This is a genomic window from Onishia taeanensis (assembly GCF_003268885.1).
Taxonomy (GTDB): domain Bacteria; phylum Pseudomonadota; class Gammaproteobacteria; order Pseudomonadales; family Halomonadaceae; genus Onishia; species Onishia taeanensis_A.
Genome location: NZ_QLSX01000001.1, coordinates 324,304 through 339,841, shown reverse-complemented (window position 1 = coordinate 339,841; position 15,538 = coordinate 324,304). Strand labels below are relative to the sequence as shown.

General features: G+C 63.8%; 16 protein-coding genes and 1 other RNA gene. 13 read left to right on the top strand and 4 right to left on the bottom strand.

Annotated features, from left to right (window positions below; all coding sequences use genetic code 11):
* Positions 1-6: 6 nt before the first annotated feature.
* From rpsI to BCL93_RS01580, 6 genes are all read left to right on the top strand, one after another.
* Positions 7-396, top strand: coding sequence for a 30S ribosomal protein S9 (gene rpsI, locus BCL93_RS01605; RefSeq protein ID WP_112053357.1), 390 nt, complete (start codon positions 7-9; stop codon positions 394-396).
* 218 nt (positions 397-614) lie between these two features.
* A complete protein-coding gene (gene petA / locus BCL93_RS01600; protein WP_112053356.1) occupies positions 615-1,211 on the top strand; it encodes a ubiquinol-cytochrome c reductase iron-sulfur subunit in 597 nt (198 codons plus the stop codon).
* Complete coding sequence (locus BCL93_RS01595) at positions 1,211-2,470, top strand: cytochrome b (protein ID WP_112053355.1); 1,260 nt, start codon at positions 1,211-1,213, stop codon at positions 2,468-2,470. Before petA ends, BCL93_RS01595 begins: the two co-directional genes overlap by 1 nt.
* The gene (locus BCL93_RS01590) at positions 2,470-3,252 is read left to right on the top strand and encodes a cytochrome c1 (RefSeq protein ID WP_112053354.1); all 783 of its coding nucleotides are present in this window, start codon (positions 2,470-2,472) and stop codon (positions 3,250-3,252) included. The genes BCL93_RS01595 and BCL93_RS01590 overlap by 1 nt, the downstream gene beginning before the upstream one ends.
* 144 nt (positions 3,253-3,396) lie before the next feature.
* Positions 3,397-4,023: a stringent starvation protein SspA gene (gene sspA, locus BCL93_RS01585; protein ID WP_112053353.1), complete on the top strand. Its 627-nt coding sequence runs from the start codon at positions 3,397-3,399 to the stop codon at positions 4,021-4,023.
* Between the two features lie 52 nt (positions 4,024-4,075).
* Entirely contained in the window at positions 4,076-4,558 is a 483-nt protein-coding gene (locus BCL93_RS01580; protein ID WP_112053352.1) for a ClpXP protease specificity-enhancing factor, read from the top strand.
* 168 nt (positions 4,559-4,726) lie between these two features.
* Here BCL93_RS01580 and BCL93_RS01575 read toward each other — a convergent pair whose 3' ends face one another.
* Genes BCL93_RS01575 through BCL93_RS01560 form a run of 4 tightly spaced genes read right to left on the bottom strand, consistent with a single transcriptional unit; the run spans position 4,727 to position 8,155 of the window.
* The gene (locus BCL93_RS01575; RefSeq protein WP_112053351.1) at positions 4,727-5,302 is read right to left on the bottom strand and encodes a BON domain-containing protein; all 576 of its coding nucleotides are present in this window, start codon (positions 5,300-5,302) and stop codon (positions 4,727-4,729) included.
* 5 nt (positions 5,303-5,307) lie between these two features.
* Entirely contained in the window at positions 5,308-5,901 is a 594-nt protein-coding gene (locus BCL93_RS01570) for a phosphoheptose isomerase (RefSeq protein ID WP_092524643.1), read from the bottom strand.
* A gap of 24 nt (positions 5,902-5,925) precedes the next feature.
* The gene (locus BCL93_RS01565) at positions 5,926-6,294 is read right to left on the bottom strand and encodes a YraN family protein (RefSeq protein WP_112053350.1); all 369 of its coding nucleotides are present in this window, start codon (positions 6,292-6,294) and stop codon (positions 5,926-5,928) included.
* The gene (locus BCL93_RS01560) at positions 6,278-8,155 is read right to left on the bottom strand and encodes a penicillin-binding protein activator (RefSeq protein WP_112053349.1); all 1,878 of its coding nucleotides are present in this window, start codon (positions 8,153-8,155) and stop codon (positions 6,278-6,280) included. Before BCL93_RS01560 ends, BCL93_RS01565 begins: the two co-directional genes overlap by 17 nt.
* Positions 8,156-8,192: 37 nt before the next feature.
* On the opposite strand from BCL93_RS01560, the gene rsmI reads away from it, so the two are divergent.
* The 7 genes from rsmI to BCL93_RS01525 all read left to right on the top strand — a co-directional run bounded on the left by rsmI (position 8,193) and on the right by BCL93_RS01525 (position 15,534).
* Positions 8,193-9,053 (top strand): 16S rRNA (cytidine(1402)-2'-O)-methyltransferase, encoded by an 861-nt coding sequence (rsmI, locus tag BCL93_RS01555; protein WP_112053348.1) that lies wholly within the window; start codon positions 8,193-8,195, stop codon positions 9,051-9,053.
* Between the two features lie 63 nt (positions 9,054-9,116).
* An RNA gene (gene rnpB / locus BCL93_RS01550) (RNase P RNA component class A) lies at positions 9,117-9,480 on the top strand.
* Between the two features lie 64 nt (positions 9,481-9,544).
* A complete protein-coding gene (rsmH, locus tag BCL93_RS01545) occupies positions 9,545-10,501 on the top strand; it encodes a 16S rRNA (cytosine(1402)-N(4))-methyltransferase RsmH (protein WP_181463004.1) in 957 nt (318 codons plus the stop codon).
* Between the two features lie 67 nt (positions 10,502-10,568).
* On the top strand, positions 10,569-10,886 hold the full coding sequence (ftsL, locus tag BCL93_RS01540) for a cell division protein FtsL (protein WP_112053346.1): 318 nt from the start codon (positions 10,569-10,571) through the stop codon (positions 10,884-10,886).
* Positions 10,883-12,613: a peptidoglycan D,D-transpeptidase FtsI family protein gene (locus BCL93_RS01535; protein ID WP_112053345.1), complete on the top strand. Its 1,731-nt coding sequence runs from the start codon at positions 10,883-10,885 to the stop codon at positions 12,611-12,613. Before ftsL ends, BCL93_RS01535 begins: the two co-directional genes overlap by 4 nt.
* A gap of 15 nt (positions 12,614-12,628) precedes the next feature.
* A complete protein-coding gene (locus BCL93_RS01530; RefSeq protein WP_112053344.1) occupies positions 12,629-14,167 on the top strand; it encodes a UDP-N-acetylmuramoyl-L-alanyl-D-glutamate--2,6-diaminopimelate ligase in 1,539 nt (512 codons plus the stop codon).
* Complete coding sequence (locus BCL93_RS01525) at positions 14,164-15,534, top strand: UDP-N-acetylmuramoyl-tripeptide--D-alanyl-D-alanine ligase (RefSeq protein WP_112053343.1); 1,371 nt, start codon at positions 14,164-14,166, stop codon at positions 15,532-15,534. Before BCL93_RS01530 ends, BCL93_RS01525 begins: the two co-directional genes overlap by 4 nt.
* Positions 15,535-15,538 lie beyond the last annotated feature (4 nt).

The window sequence follows — 15,538 nt, the reverse complement described above, 5'->3', positions numbered from 1 at the left end:
ATTGCCATGACTCAACAGTATTACGGTACCGGTCGCCGCAAGACGTCCACCGCACGCGTCTTCCTCAAGCCGGGCACCGGCAAAATCACCGTCAATAGCCGCGAACTCAACGAGTTCTTCGGTCGCGTCACTGGCCGCATGGTCGTCCGTCAGCCGCTCGAGCTGACCGAGACTCTGGACCAGTTCGACGTCTACGTGACCGTCAAGGGTGGCGGCGGCTCGGCTCAGGCCGGCGCTATCCGCCACGGCATCACTCGTGCCCTGATGCAATACAACGAAGACTTCCGCGGGCCGCTGCGTGAAGCCGGTTACGTCACTCGTGACGCCCGCGAAGTCGAGCGTAAGAAAGTCGGCCTGCGCAAAGCACGCCGCAGCCCGCAGTTCTCCAAGCGTTAAACGTTTCGAGAGTGCGTCAGAACGCCCGGTCCCCGTTGGGGGCCGGGCGTTTTTTTATGCCCGTTCAATGATTTGAGTCAGCTATGCTGCGTCATGTGGCAAGGCTTTCGCTTGTTTTAGTTCAGGCGGTTTCCTAACATGAAGATCATCTTATCCGTAGGTCGCGACAGTGACTGGCGCGGTTAGGCAGCGGGTGATTGGATAGGGGGCATGACAAGATGGCGGATAAGGGCGTGAACAAAGGGCGGCGTCGCTTTCTCGTCGGTGCTACGACCGTCGTTGGGGCGGTGGGCGCGGTGGGCGTCGCGGTCCCTTTCGTTGCCTCCTGGCAGCCCAGTGCCAAGGCGCGTGCGGCAGGGGCTCCGGTGGAAGCGGATGTATCCAAGCTCGAATCCGGCCAGCAGATGACCGTCGCGTGGCGTGGCAAGCCCGTCTGGGTAGTGCGGCGCGACGACACCATGATCGAACAGATCAAGAGCATCGATCCTTCCCGCCTGCGGGACCCCGAGTCCTCGGCGCCGCAGCAGCCGAGCTACGTGGACCCTGAGCTGCGCTCCATCAAGCCCGAGATCCTGGTGCTGGTGGGCATCTGCACGCACCTTGGCTGCTCACCAACCTTCAGGCCTGAGCCCGGTGCTGCCGATTTAGGCGGTGATTGGCCGGGTGGCTATTTTTGCCCCTGTCATGGCTCGCGCTTCGATCTGGCGGGTCGGGTGTTCACCGGGGTACCGGCCCCCTTGAACCTGGAAGTGCCACCGCATCGCTATGACAATGACAACATTATCGTTGTCGGCGAAGACAAGGGGGCGGCCTGATGGGTAATCCGAATCGCGCCAAGGCAGAACGCGGCATCATGCGCTGGATCGATGATCGCTTTCCTGCCACCCAGATGTGGGAAGAGCATCTGGCCAAGTACTATGCACCCAAGAATTTCAATTTTTGGTACTTCTTCGGCTCACTGGCCCTGCTGGTGCTGGTCAACCAGATTCTGACCGGAGTGTGGCTGACCATGAGCTACAACCCTTCCGCGGAAGGGGCCTTCGCGTCGGTTGAGTACATCATGCGAGATGTCGAATTCGGCTGGCTGATTCGCTATATGCACTCCACCGGGGCCACGGCATTCTTCGTGGTGATCTACCTGCACATGTTCCGCGCGCTGCTCTATGGCTCCTACAAGGCGCCTCGGGAGCTGGTGTGGATCTTTGGCATGACCATCTATCTGGCGCTGATGGCCGAAGCCTTCATGGGGTATCTGCTGCCTTGGGGGCAGATGTCCTACTGGGGGGCTCAGGTCATTATCTCGCTTTTCTCGGCCATCCCGGTGGTGGGGGCGGACCTGACGCAGTGGATTCGCGGTGATTTCCTGATCTCCGGGATCACCCTGAATCGCTTCTTTGCGCTGCATGTAGTGGCCCTGCCGATCGTGATCCTCGGTCTGGTGGTGCTGCACATACTGGCGCTCCACGAGGTTGGCTCCAACAATCCGGACGGCGTCGACATCAAGGCCAAGAAGGATGAGTCCGGCAAGCCACTGGACGGTATTCCGTTCCATCCCTACTACACGGTCAAGGATTTGGTGGGGGTGGCGGTATTCCTGTTTGTGTTCTGTGTGGTGATCTTCTATTTCCCGGAAGGGGGTGGGTACTTCCTGGAGCAGCCCAATTTCGAGCCCTCCGACCCGTTGAAGACACCCAACCATATCGCGCCGGTTTGGTACTTCACGCCTTTCTACGCGATGCTGCGCGCCATCACCTTCTCGCTGTTCGGCCTGGACTCCAAGTTCCTGGGGGTAATGGTCATGGGGAGCGCGATCGCGATCCTCTTCGTACTGCCCTGGCTGGACAAGAGCCCCGTACTTTCCATGCGCTACAAGGGTTGGCTGTCGAAGATCATGCTGGCGCTGTTTGCGATCAGTTTCGTGGTGCTCGGTGTGATTGGCGTGCTGCCGTCGACGCCGGGGAGGACCCTGGTGGCTCAGGTCTGCACGGCGGTGTATTTCGCCTTCTTCCTGCTGATGCCGATCTACACGCGGCTGGAGACCACCAAGCCCGTACCGGAAAGGGTGACTGGCTAATGAAAAAGCACATGTTTGCCTTGCTCGTCGCCTTGCTCGTGGCGCTGATGCCGATGACCGGGTTTGCTGCGGGCGGTCAGGCAGTCCATTTCGACGAGATGACCCCGGATCTGTCCGACAGGGCGTCGCTGCAGAATGGCATGAAGCTATTTACCAACTACTGCATGGGCTGTCACTCTCTGCAGTATCAGCGCTATTCCCGGGCAGCCGAGGACCTGGGCATCCCTCAGGATCTAGTCGAGCAGAAGCTGATCTTTTCCGAGGACCTGGCATTCAATGACCAGATGCGCAATGCCATGCAGAAGGGCGACGCCACCTCCTGGTTCGGCGCCGCGCCGCCGGACCTGACCCTCGAGGCGCGTCTGCGCGGCACGGACTGGATCTATACCTATCTGCGCAGCTTCTACAAGGACCCGGAGCGCCCGCTGGGTGTGAATAATACGGTGTTCCCGCTGGTAGGTATGCCCAATGCGCTGGAGCCGCTGCAGGGCGTGCAGGAGATGGTCTGTGCCGAGACTGATCGGCCGGTGCCCGGGCATGAGCCTGACCCGCTGACGGGCAAGTATCAGTCCTGCGATGTGCTCAAGGTGACCCAGGCGGGTAAGCTGGAGCCGGAGGCGTTTGATCGGGCGGTTTATGATCTGACCAACTTCCTGGCCTACGTCGGTGAGCCCTCCAAGCTTCAGGCCCAAGCGCTGGGGCCCAAGGTGTTGATTTTTATCTTTATCTTCGGCGTCATCGCCTATCTGCTCAAGCGAGAGTACTGGCGCGACATCCACTGAGACGACTCAGTGGTAGCATGGGGGCGCATGGCCGTTGGGCATGCGCCCTTGTCTATTTTCCATGACCCGTATCGCGGGTCTCGGCGCCTGGAAGCGCGGTCAACGTGTTATCATCCAGGCTCGAACTGTTGCGAGGAATGTTAAATGGGTGTTGTGGCCAAGCGGTCGTCGATGACCTTCTACTCCGGTAGCGATGATCACTTCAGTCATCGCGTGAGAATCGTGCTGGCAGAAAAAGGGGTTGCCGTCGACATCCTGGAAGTCAAGGAAGACAGTCATCCCGAAGAGCTGGCGGATCTCAATCCGTACAATAGCGTGCCGACGCTATTGGATCGTGATCTGGTGCTCTATGAGTCCAAGGTGATGATGGAGTATCTGGATGAGCGGTTTCCGCATCCTCCGCTGCTGCCTGTCTATCCGGTAGCCCGGGCGCAGAGCCGCCTGTGGATGCATCGCATCGAGCGGGAGTGGTGCCCGCTGATCGAACAGATCCAGCAGGGCAGCAAGAAGGATGCCGAGAAGGCGCGAAAGGAACTGCGTGAGAGCCTGATCGGCATCTCGCCGATCTTTGAGGATATGCCGTTCTTCATGAGCGAGGAATTCTCGCTGGTGGATTGCTGCCTGGCACCGCTTCTTTGGCGACTGCCGGTACTGGGGATCGAGCTTCCTGAGAAACAGGTCAAGCCGCTGATGAATTATATGGAGCGCACTTTCGAGCGTGAGTCCTTCAAGGCCTCGCTGTCGGAAGCCGAGCGCGAGATGCGTACCTGATATACCACGGACCGGGCCATAGGGCCCGGACCACAGACAATGGAGGCCCGAGATGCTATCGAGTCGCCCCTATCTCGCTAGGGCTCTGTATCAATGGCTCCTGGACAACGATCAGACGCCTCATGTCGTCGTCGATGCCAAACAGCCTGGCGTCGAGGTGCCGGAACAGTTCGTGCAGAACGGTCAGATCGTGCTGAATATCGCGCCGCAGGCCGTTGAAGAACTGTTCATGGAAAACGATGCGATCAGCTTCAGCGCTCGCTTTGGCGGCAAGCCAATGCGGGTGATGGTGCCGATCGATGCCTTGATCGCGCTCTATGCCCGTGAAAACGGCGTGGGCATGGTGTTCGGTCACGAGCCGGTCATGCCGGGCCATGAGGCGGAAGAGACTGACGCCGAGAGTGGTGAAACGGCATCTGACGAGCGCCCGTCACTGTCGAGCGTCGAGGATACTGGAGACGAAACCAGCATTGACGACGAGGGCGCGCCCAAGACGCCGCCCAAGGGTCGGCCATCGCTGCGCGTCATCAAGTAGACTCAGCTGATACTTTTTCCCTGAGAGGGCGGAGACTTTCTCTAAAGTGGGTCTCTTGAGTAAGTCTCTAAAGTAGGTCTCTTGATTAAAAAAGCCCTTGAACACAAAACGGCAGGCCCGAGGGCCTGCCGTTTTGTGTTTGCGTCATGATGCTCTGCAGAGCGCGGGTCAGTCGAGGTATTCGAAGACCTTGACGATCCGTTGCACGCCTCCCGCAGCGGATACGGCGGAAACGATGCGCTCGCTTTCGGCGCGGGTCACCAAGCCCATCAGATAGACGCTTGCGTTTTCCACCACGATGTTGACGCGGCTCGCGTCGATGTTCTCGTTGGTCGCCAGGTTAGTCTTGAGGCGGGTGGACAGCCAGCCGTCGGACAGGCGTTGGCTCATCGGCAGGTTGGCGGCAATCGCCAGCTGGTTGTGTACCTGGCGCACGTTGCGCACCTGTTCGGCGACGCTGGTGGCCTTATTCTTGAGCTCATCGCTCGGCACCTGGCCGGTCAGCAGTACCACGCCATTGAAGACGTCGACGTTGATGCGGGCATCGGCCAGTCGGGCGTCGGTCTTGCCCAGGTTGACGCTGACCTTGGTCTGGATGCTCTCGTCCTCGACCTTGCTGCCCAGGGTGCGTTCGCCATAGTTCTCGCCAATCGGGCCATCGTTGGCCACGTTGGCAATGGTGGTGCAGCCGCCAAGGCCTAGGGTCAGGGCAAGAACAAGAGTGGGGATAATCGCGTTACGCATGGGGATCACTCGCTTGGGCCGAAGAGTTGTTCGTCGATCAAATCACACAGACAGTGGATGACCAAGAGGTGTACTTCCTGAATGCGCGCAGTAGATGTGGCGGGCACGCGGATTTCACAGTCCTCCTGACCCAGTAGCGATGCCATGTCGCCGCCGTCGCGGCCAGTCAGGGCGACCACGGTCATGTCCCGGTCATGGGCGGCCTGGATGGCCTGGACCACGTTGGCCGAGTTGCCACTGGTGGAGATGGCCAGCAGCACGTCGCCGGGCTGTCCGAGGGCGCGAATCTGCTTTGAATAGACCTCGTTGTAGCTGTAGTCGTTGGCAATGGAGGTCAGGGTCGAGGTGTCGGTGGTCAGTGCCAGAGCCGGCAGACTCGGGCGTTCACGTTCGAAGCGGTTGAGCAGTTCGGAGGAGAAGTGCTGGCTATCACCGGCGCTGCCGCCGTTGCCGCAGGCCAGAATCTTGCCTTCGCTCACCAGGCACTGAACCATCATCTGGCTGGCGACCTCGATGAAGGGCGGTAACACTTCACTGGCGTAGGTCTTGGTGTCGATGCTGGCGTTGAAGTGTCCGAGAATTCGTGATTGGAAATCCATCTTGGCTTCCTGGTCCTGTAGCGATCAGAACGCTTCGAAGGCGCCCTTGACCCAGAGAAACTCCAGGTCCGGGGCGCTGCCGGTGACGGCGACCACATCGAAGCGGCAGGGACATGATAGCCCGTTGCGGGCGAGATAAAAACGCGCCGCCTTGATTAGGCGACGCTGCTTGCTGGTCGTCACCGTCTCCAGCGGGTGACCGTGACGGCTGTCGCGACGATGACGAACCTCGACGAACACCAGGGTCTCGCCCTCGCGCATCACCAGGTCCAACTCGCCGCCCTTGGCGTGCTGGTTACGGGCGACCGGGGTGAGGCCGCGGGCGGCTAGCCAGTCGTTGGCCAGGGCCTCGATGGCAGCGCCGCGCGCCCTTGCGTCAGCGGAGCTCGCCATTGCTCAGGTCACCATTGCCTAACCCACTGTTGTCAAGCTCGCCATCGCTGGCGCCGGTATTGCCTCTGCCGTCTGTCTGACCGGCCGGCCGGCGATTGCCTGAATCGGTGTCGATCATTCGTTCGCCTTCGGCTTCCAGGGGCGGCTGTGGCAAGCCGTCGATGAACTCCGCCCAAGGCAGCTGACGCTGGATGCGGCCATCATTGGCGGCGCGCAAGGTACCGGTAGCGCCGAACAGCTCGCTGCCGCTAATGGCCTGGAACTGGGGGAGACGCACGCCGAGTTCATAGGCGTCGACGCCCATGGCCATCAGCTTGAGCAGCGCGGGGTCGTCGGCTTCTGCGGACAGGGTGCGATAGCTTGCATAGAAAGGTAGTGCCTCGACGCCGCCAACGGCTGCATCGGGAATCAGCCAGGGGATCTCGACGAAACGCACGCCGTTCAGGTCGCTATCGGATCGCGGCTGAGGCCGCCCCTCGTAGGCCTGAGATGTCGCGTAGACCGGCAGGTCCGGCTGTTTCTGGTAGTCGAGCGTGGGTGGGATCTGGCGAGCGTAGCTTGGCAGTCCGAGCAGAAACATCATGTCTACCGGTCCACTCAGGCTGAGCAGACGCTTGACGCTGTTATTGACCAGGGCTTCTGGGTCGTAGTGCATCAAGTGTCCGATGTCGCCGCCCTGGTCTTCCCAGGTCTCACGGAAGGCTGTGCCGACTCGACGCCCCCAGTCATTGTTGGGCACCATGGCCGCCGCGCGACGGTGGCCGTCGCGAGCAGCGCGGATGGCCACCTGGCGTGCCTCATCCTCGACGGAAAGGCCGTATTGGAAGAGGTTTTCGGCGGCGTTGCGCTCGGCAGTGCCGTAGTTCAGGGCGAGTGTCGGCAGCGGCAGTCGCTGGCGCTTTTCCAGCTCTTCGACCTTGCTCTTGGCCAGAGGGCCGATCACGACCTGGGCGCCACGCATGGTGGCTTCGGCATACAGGGTGTTCAGATCCTGTTGGCTCGAGTCGATGAAATCCAGCTTGGGGGTGAAAGCGCCCTGTTGGCCGGCCTGTTCGTGGCGGGTCTCGATGCCGCGGCGGATGCGCCCGGCGACGGAGGCCAGCGGGCCCGACTCGGGCAGCAGGATGGCGATGCGCTCGACCCGAGTGCCGCGCAGATCGCGCAGGGCCAGCAGCTCGGCGGGCGGCTTGCGGGCAGCCGGATGATTGCGGTTGGCGTCGCGCCAGTTCGACAGTTGGCCGAGCAGTTTATCAATATCGCCACCGCTCTGGCGTTGCAGCTCGAGCAGCGACAGCCAGCCCTGCGTCAGCTCATCGGCGTTGCTGCGCAGTGTCATCAGATCCTGTGCCGAGAGACGGTTTAGCTGCTTCCAGATAGCGTCGTTGGGGACATCGCTGCCGGTGGCTGCCTGGGCCTTCAGCATGGCCTGGGTCGCGGCCAGCGGTTCGTCGAGCATGCCCAGCGCCAGGCCGCGGCGGTAGCGCAGGTTATTGGCGGCGTCCTGGTCCAATTGCGCGCCGGCTTCAAGCAGGTCGGTGGCCTGAATCACGCTCCAGCCGTCTTCGGCCTCTAACCCCAGGCGCGACAGCAGCAGCGCCCATTCCTGGCGACGCTCGGCGCTGAGGGCGGTGTCGTCGAGCTGGGTAGCGATCTCCTTGGCCTTAGCCGCCTCGCCACGGCGTGCTAGGATGGTGGCCGCCTCGAGGCGGCTGTCGGCTGCCTGGCCGGGGGCCTGCTGCTCGGCCTGGCTGAGCAAGGCCTCCGGCGAACGCTCGGTCGACATCAGACTGGGCGCGGCGCAGCCGCTGACCATCAGTGCAAGCAGCGCCGCAGCCAGCAAGCCGCGTGACGATGTGTTCATGAATCCCTTCCTTAGATAACCCGCTTTCGGAATCGTAATGACAGTTTCAGATATTGGAGCATTGTACGTGGTCGCCACGCCGATTGGGAATCTCGACGATCTGTCGCCCAGGGCCCGTCAGGTGCTGGCTGATGTCGCTGTGATTGCCGCCGAGGATACCCGCCACAGTGCGCGCCTGCTGCGCCATCTGGGCCTTGAGCGGCCAATGCTCTCGCTGCACGAGCACAATGAAAGCGGGCGCGTCGCGCAGCTCAAGGCGCGGCTTGCCGCCGGCGAGGATGTGGCCTTGATCAGCGATGCCGGCACGCCGCTGATCTGTGATCCCGGCTTCTTGCTGGTCCGCGAGCTGCGTGCCAGCGGCTATCGAGTGGTGCCGATTCCTGGGGCCTGTGCTTTCGTCGCGGCACTCTCTGCGGCGGGGCTGCCTACCGACCGTTTCCTCTTTCAGGGCTTTTTGCCGGCCAAGGGCAGCGGCCGCCGCGGCCGCCTTTCGGCGCTGGTTGAGCGGGAAGAAACCCTGATCTTCTACGAATCCCCTCACCGTATTCGCGATACTCTCGAGGACATCGCCGGCAGTTTCGGCGCGCGGCGAGTGGTACTCGCCCGGGAACTGACCAAGACCTTCGAGACCTTCCTCGATGGCGATGCTACCTCGCTACTGTCGCGAATGGAGGAGGACCCGGATCAGGCGCGGGGCGAATTTGTGGTGATGGTGGCCGGCGCCTCGCCCAAGACGGACGACGATGAGGCGCTGGTCGAGGCCGAGACGCTGCTCAAGGCGCTGCTCGCCGAAGGGGTGGGCGTCAAGCAGGCGGCGGCGATCACCACCCGCTTGCTCGGCGGCGCCAAGAAGGCCTGGTACGCCCGTGCCCAGGCGCTCAAGGACGAGGCCGGGTGACGTGGCTCGGTCATGCAGTCATCGCTTGAGGGGGGATGGCTGCGCTGGTATTCTTCGCCGCTGGGAGTCAGCCAGACAGTCGCCGCTGAGGGCCTCTAGCAGGTCATCGGGGGAGGAAAGTCCGGGCTCCATAGGGCAGAGTGCCAGGTAACGCCTGGGCGGCGTGAGCCGACGGCCAGTGCAGCAGAGAGTAGACCGCCTACGTCTCCTTCGGGAGGCCGGTAAGGGTGAAAGGGTGCGGTAAGAGCGCACCGCGCGCCTGGCAACAGAGCGTGGCATGGTAAACCCCACTCGGAGCAAGACCAAATAGGAACCCATTGGCGTGGCCCGCGCTGGGTTCGGGTAGGTTGCTTGAGAAAGGTGGCGACGCCTTTCCTAGAGGAATGACTGTCCACGACAGAACCCGGCTTATCGGCCGACTCCCTTCCATTCCCCATCACCGGCTGGCCATGAGATGGTCGGCCGGTGTTTATGTTCGTATCGAGACCTGCATGACCTCACCTGAGAACGCCGCGGCCCCGTCTTCCTTTCTCCATGAAAGCGTGCTGCTCGACGGGGCGGTCGATGCCCTGCTCGTCGACCCCGCCGGTGCCTATCTCGACGGCACCTTCGGACGCGGCGGGCACTCCCGCCTGATCCTCTCGCGCCTGGCGCCAGAAGGACGTCTGCTGGCCATTGATCGCGATCCTCAGGCGCTGGCGGAAGCGGCCAGCATCGATGATGCCCGCTTTGCCATCGAGCGGGGTGAGTTCGCAAGGCTCGGTGAGATCGCCACCGCGCACGATCTGCACGGCCGGCTATCCGGCATCCTGCTTGATGTGGGTGTGTCCTCTCCCCAGCTCGACGACCCGGAGCGTGGCTTCAGTTTCATGCGCGATGGTCCGCTGGACATGCGTATGGACCCCGATCACGGCGAGAGTGCGGCCGACTGGCTTTCGCGGGCCAAGGTCGAGGACATCGCCTGGGTATTCAAGACCCATGGCGAAGAGCGCTTCGCCAAGCGTCTGGCTCGGGCCATCGTCGAGCGCCGTCAGGAGCGCCCTTTTACTCGCACCGGCGATCTGGCGGAAGTCATCAAGACGGCGCACCCCGCCTGGGAAAAGGGCAAGCATCCGGCGACGCGTGCCTTCCAGGCATTGCGCATCCATGTCAACGGCGAGCTCGAACAACTCGATGCCGCGCTCGACGCCGCACTGGAGGCCCTGGCGCCGGGCGGGCATCTGGTGGTCATCAGCTTTCATTCCCTCGAGGATCGGCGCGTCAAGCGCTTCATCCGCGAGCATGTGCGTGGCGACACCCACTTGCCCCGCGGCATGCCGATCCGCGATGATCAGCTCAATCGCCGCCTTGAAGCCGTCGGCAAGGCCCGGCGGGCCAATGCCGCCGAAGTCGAGGGGAATCCCCGTGCGCGCAGTGCCGTGATGCGAGTGGCGCGCAAGCTGAAATAGCCAGCACCCCGCAATCCGCTAGCCGCCAAGAGGCAGCAGCCGAGACGCAGCAGCTAAAAGGAGCGACATGAGCCAGGGACGAGTCTGGATGCCAGGCCTGGAGGCGAGCCAACTTCCGAAGCTGCGCCTCCTGCTGGTACTGCTGCTGGTTGTGGCGGCCTTGGTGAGTGCCTTGGCAGTCACCACCACCAGCCATTTGACCCGCGTGCAATACGCCCGCCTTCAGCAGCTCGAGCGCGAGCAGAACCAGCTACAGACCGAGTGGGGGCAGCTGCTGCTCGAGGAGAGTGCCTGGTCAAGCCCGGCGCGTATCGAGCGACTTTCCAGTGAGCGGTTGGAGATGCGCCTACCCGATATCGAGAGGGTTGAGGTGATCGGCCCATGAGCACGACCCAGCGCCGCGCTGCCACACCACGTCGCCCGCCTCCCAGCGCTCCCTTGGGCGCTTTTCGCTACCGGCTGATGCTGGGGCTGATCCTGCTGGCCCTGTGCATGCTCGGCGCGCGTATCGCCTACCTGCACGTTATCGACCGCTCCTTTTTGCAGGGGCAGGGCGATGCCCGCACCTTGCGCGTCGAATCGATCAGCGCTCATCGGGGCATGATCACCGACCGCAACGGCGAGCCGTTGGCGATCTCCACGCCGGTGGTCAGTCTCTGGGCCAATCCTCAGGAGTTGCCGCCGGACGACATTCAGCGTCTGGTGCTGGCGAAAGCCCTGGATGTCGACCTGGATGACCTGAATGCGCGTATCGCCCGTTATTCCGAGCGTGAGTTCATGTATCTGCGCCGTCAGATGACGCCCGCCGATGCTCAGGAGATTCTCGATCTCAACCTGCCGGGCATCTATCGCCAGCTCGAATATCGTCGCTACTATCCGTCGGGCGAGGCCTCGGCCCAGCTGCTTGGCGTGACCAACGTCGACGATCGTGGGCAGGAGGGGCTGGAGCTTGCTTATAACGATTATCTGTCAGGGACGCCGGGCAAGCGCCGGGTGCTCAAGGATCGTCGGGGCCGCCTGGTACGTGATCTGCACCTGCTCAAGGAGGCCGACCCCGGCGGTGAGCTGGTCCTGGCGATGGATCAGCGACTGCAGTACATGGCCTACCGGGAGCTCAAGGCGGCCGTTCAGGAGCGTAACGCCGACGGCGGCACCCTGGTGATGATGGATGCTCGCACCGGCGAAGTGCTGGCGATGGCCAACCAGCCGTCCTACAACCCCAACAACCGTGCCGGCCTCGATCCCCGCAGCCTGCGCAACCAGGCCATCGTAGACGTCTTCGAGCCAGGCTCGGTGATGAAGCCGCTGGCCATGTCCGCGGCCCTCGAGACCGATCGCTATTCGCCCGATACCGTGGTCGATACGTCGCCTGGCTGGATGCGTCTGGATAACCGCTTCACCATCCGCGACTTTCGCAACTACGGCAAGCTGACCCTGGGCGGAATTCTCAGGAAGTCCTCGAACATCGGCATGAGCCGCATTGCCCTCGACCTGCCCGATACGGCAGTGGTCGATACCTACCGCCGCCTTGGGCTCGGCCAGTCGCCGGGCACGGGCTTCCCGGGGGAAGCCGACGGCACCCTGCCGGCCCCGGTGCGTTTGGCCGACAGCCAGCGTGCCAGCCTGGCCTACGGCTACGGCCTGTCAGTGTCGGCCCTGCAGTTGGCCAGCGCCTATACGGCGATTGCCAACCATGGGCGCCGCTTGCCTCCTTCGCTTCTCAAGCGCGATGAGCCGCCCGAGGGGTCTGTCGTCATTGAGCCGCGGGTCGCCGATGAACTGCTTGGCATGATGGAGCAGGTGGTGCAGCCTGACACCGGCGCGCACCGTGGCGTTGTGCCTGGCTACCGGGTGGCCGGCAAGACCGGTACCGTGCACAAGGCGTCCGGAGGCGGCTACGAAGAGGACGCCTACCGCGGCCTCTTCGTCGGCATCGCCCCGGCCTCCGATCCGCGACTCGTCACGGTCGTGATGATCGACCATCCCCGTGGGGGAGACTACTATGGCGGCCTGGTCGCGGCGCCGGTGTTCTCGACCGTCGTCGGCAACGCCTTGCGCCTGCTCGATGTGCCGCCCGACCAAGATACTCTCTCGTCCGCCGACGCCCCTTGATTCCAGGAGACACGCATGCAGGTTGACAACTCGCGACTCCTCGCCAGCCTCGAGGCCTTCTGGCCCGGCATCACCGCTGCGCTTCCCGCCCAGCCCGAGGGGCCGCGCCGGTTGATCCAGGACAGCCGGCATGTGACCCCGGGCGATGTCTTCATCGCGCTGCCCGGCGTGCATGTCGATGGCCGTGACTATCTGACCCAGGCGCTGGAGGCCGGCGCCGCGCTGGTGCTTTGCCATTTCGATGCCGAGACGCCTCCCTATGAGGAAGCCGATGATCCACGGGTGCTGATGCTGACCGGCCTCAGTTACTGCGTAGGTGAGCTCGGCCGGGCACTGTTTCAGGTGCCGGAGCACCAGCAGCTGATCGGCGTCACCGGCACCAACGGCAAGAGTTCGGTAACGCACTACATCGCTGCCCTGAGTGAGGCCGTGGGTCGTCCCTGCGGACTGATCGGCACGCTGGGTAGCGGGCGCCCGGGGGCGTTGGTGGATAGCGGCCTGACCACGCCGGGCCCCCTGGCGCTGCAGGAAAGCCTCGCTGAGATGGCCGCCCAGGGCCTTAACCGCGTGGCCATGGAGGTGTCGTCTCACGCCCTCGATCAGCAGCGCCTCGAGGGTTGCAGGGTGCAGGCCGCGGTGTTCACCAACCTGACCCGCGATCATCTTGATTACCACAGCGGCATGGCCGACTATGCCGCCGCCAAGGCGAAGCTCTTCAAGCGCTCCGAGCTCGAGCTGGCCGTGGTCAATGGCGATGATTCGCTGGCGAGGCTGATGTTGGCCGGTCTGCCCAAGGGCGTCCGGGTGCTGGCCACCGGCGAGGACGAAGCCACCACCTTCAGAGTGCTCGATTGGGAGCCGCGCCCCGACGGCCAGCGAGCACTGATCGCCAGTCCCGATGGGGAGTTCGCGCTGGCGCTGTCACTGATGGGACGTTTCAACTTAGACAACGTCCTGCTGGCGATGGCCACACTCTACGGCCTCGGGGGATCTCTTGAGGATATCAGCGTGGCCGCGGGGCAGCTGGCCCCGGTACCGGGGCGCATGCAGCCGCTCTCCAGGCCTGGCCAGCCGTCAGTGGTGGTCGATTACGCCCATACGCCGGATGCGCTGGACAATGCCCTGGCCGCGCTGCGGGCGCACCTGGGCAAGTCCGGCCAACTGTGGTGCCTGTTCGGCTGCGGCGGTGATCGCGATCGCGGCAAGCGACCGCTGATGGCCCGTGCGGCCGCTTCCCACGCTGACCGGCTGGTGATTACCGACGACAACCCGCGGGGCGAGGATGCGGCGGCGATTCGAGGCCAGATCCTCGAGGGGCTGGAACCGGCCCAGCGGGACGTGGCCTGGTGCATCGAGGGACGTCGCGCGGCGATTCGGGCCTGTCTCGAAGCCGCCGGTTCGGACGACGTGGTACTGGTCGCGGGCAAGGGCCACGAGACGTATCAGGAGATTGGCGGCGTGCGTCATGACTTTTCCGATGCCAAGGAGATCACCCAGGCCCTGGATGACCTCGCGTCCTTGCCCGGGGATGCTGGGCCGGAGTCGCGTTCATGAGCGGCGCGGGCCTTGAGACCCTGGGCGAGCTGGCCGAGCTGATGGGCGCGCCCTGTCCGGTCGAGCCGTCATCGCCGGTCGCGGGCATCACCACCGATACGCGGGCGCTGGCGCCCGGCCAGGTGCTGGTGGCGCTGGTCGGCGAGCGCTTCGACGCCCACGATTACCTCGCCAAGGCGCGGGAAGCCGGGGCGCTCGCCGCGGTAGTCTCACGACCGGTAGAGGACCCGCTGCCCCAACTCGTGGTTGCCGATACCCGGCTGGCGCTGGGCGTGCTGGCCAAGGCCCGTCGCCAGGCCTGGGGCGGCCCCTTGGTGGCCGTCACCGGTAACAGCGGCAAGACCACGGTCAAGGAGCTGCTTGCCACGCTGCTCGCGGCAGGCGGCGAGGGACTCGCGACCCGCGGCAACCTCAACAACGACATCGGCGCACCGCTGACCCTGCTGGGCCTCGCCCCCGAGCATCGGCACGCCGTGCTTGAACTCGGCGCCAATCATCTCGGTGAGATCGCCTGGACAACACTCTTGGCCGCCCCTCAGGTGGCGGTGATTACCAACGTAACCGGCGCGCATGTCGGCGAGTTTGGCGGCATGGGGCGCATCGCCCAGGCCAAAGCCGAAATCCTCGCCGGCCTCGGTGCCGGCGGGGTCGCAGTGCTCAACCGTGACGATGTTTTCTATCCGCTGTGGCGGCGCCTGGCCGAGCCCCGCGAGGTGCTGGACTTCGGCTTCGAGGAAGGTGCACGTGTGCGGGCGGCAGACCTCGCCTGCGATGGCGAGGGTCGCTATGCGTTCACGCTTCTCGTCGACGAACGCTCGCTGGGTCGTGTGCAGCTTGGCTTGCTTGGCCGTCACAATGTGGCCAACGCCCTGGCCGCCGCTGCGGCCGCTGTTGCCATGGGCCTCGATGAGGCCTCGCTGATGGCGGGTCTGTCGGCAGCGGCGCCGATGTCCGGCCGCCTGATGGCGGTGCCGGGAATCCGTGATTCACGTTTGCTCGACGATACGTATAATGCCAACCCCGGTGCGGTGAAGGCGGCGATAGACCTGCTGGCCGAGCTACCTGGTCCCCGCTGGTGTCTGCTGGGGGCCATGGGCGAACTGGGAGCGGCGTCCGATCGGCTGCATGCCGAGGTCGGGCGCCATGCGCGGGAACGAGGGATCGATTTCCTCGGCACTCTGGGCGCGCCGGCCGAGCCGGCTAGCCAGGCCTTCGGTGAAGGCGGGTGTCATTTCAACGATTGGCAGGCGCTTGCACGCCATGCCCACAACCATCTTCCGCCCGGGGCCAGCGTATTGGTCAAGGGCTCGCGCAGCGCCGGCATGGAACGCCTGATTGCCGAGCTGCGCCTGGATGCATCAAGGTGAACGC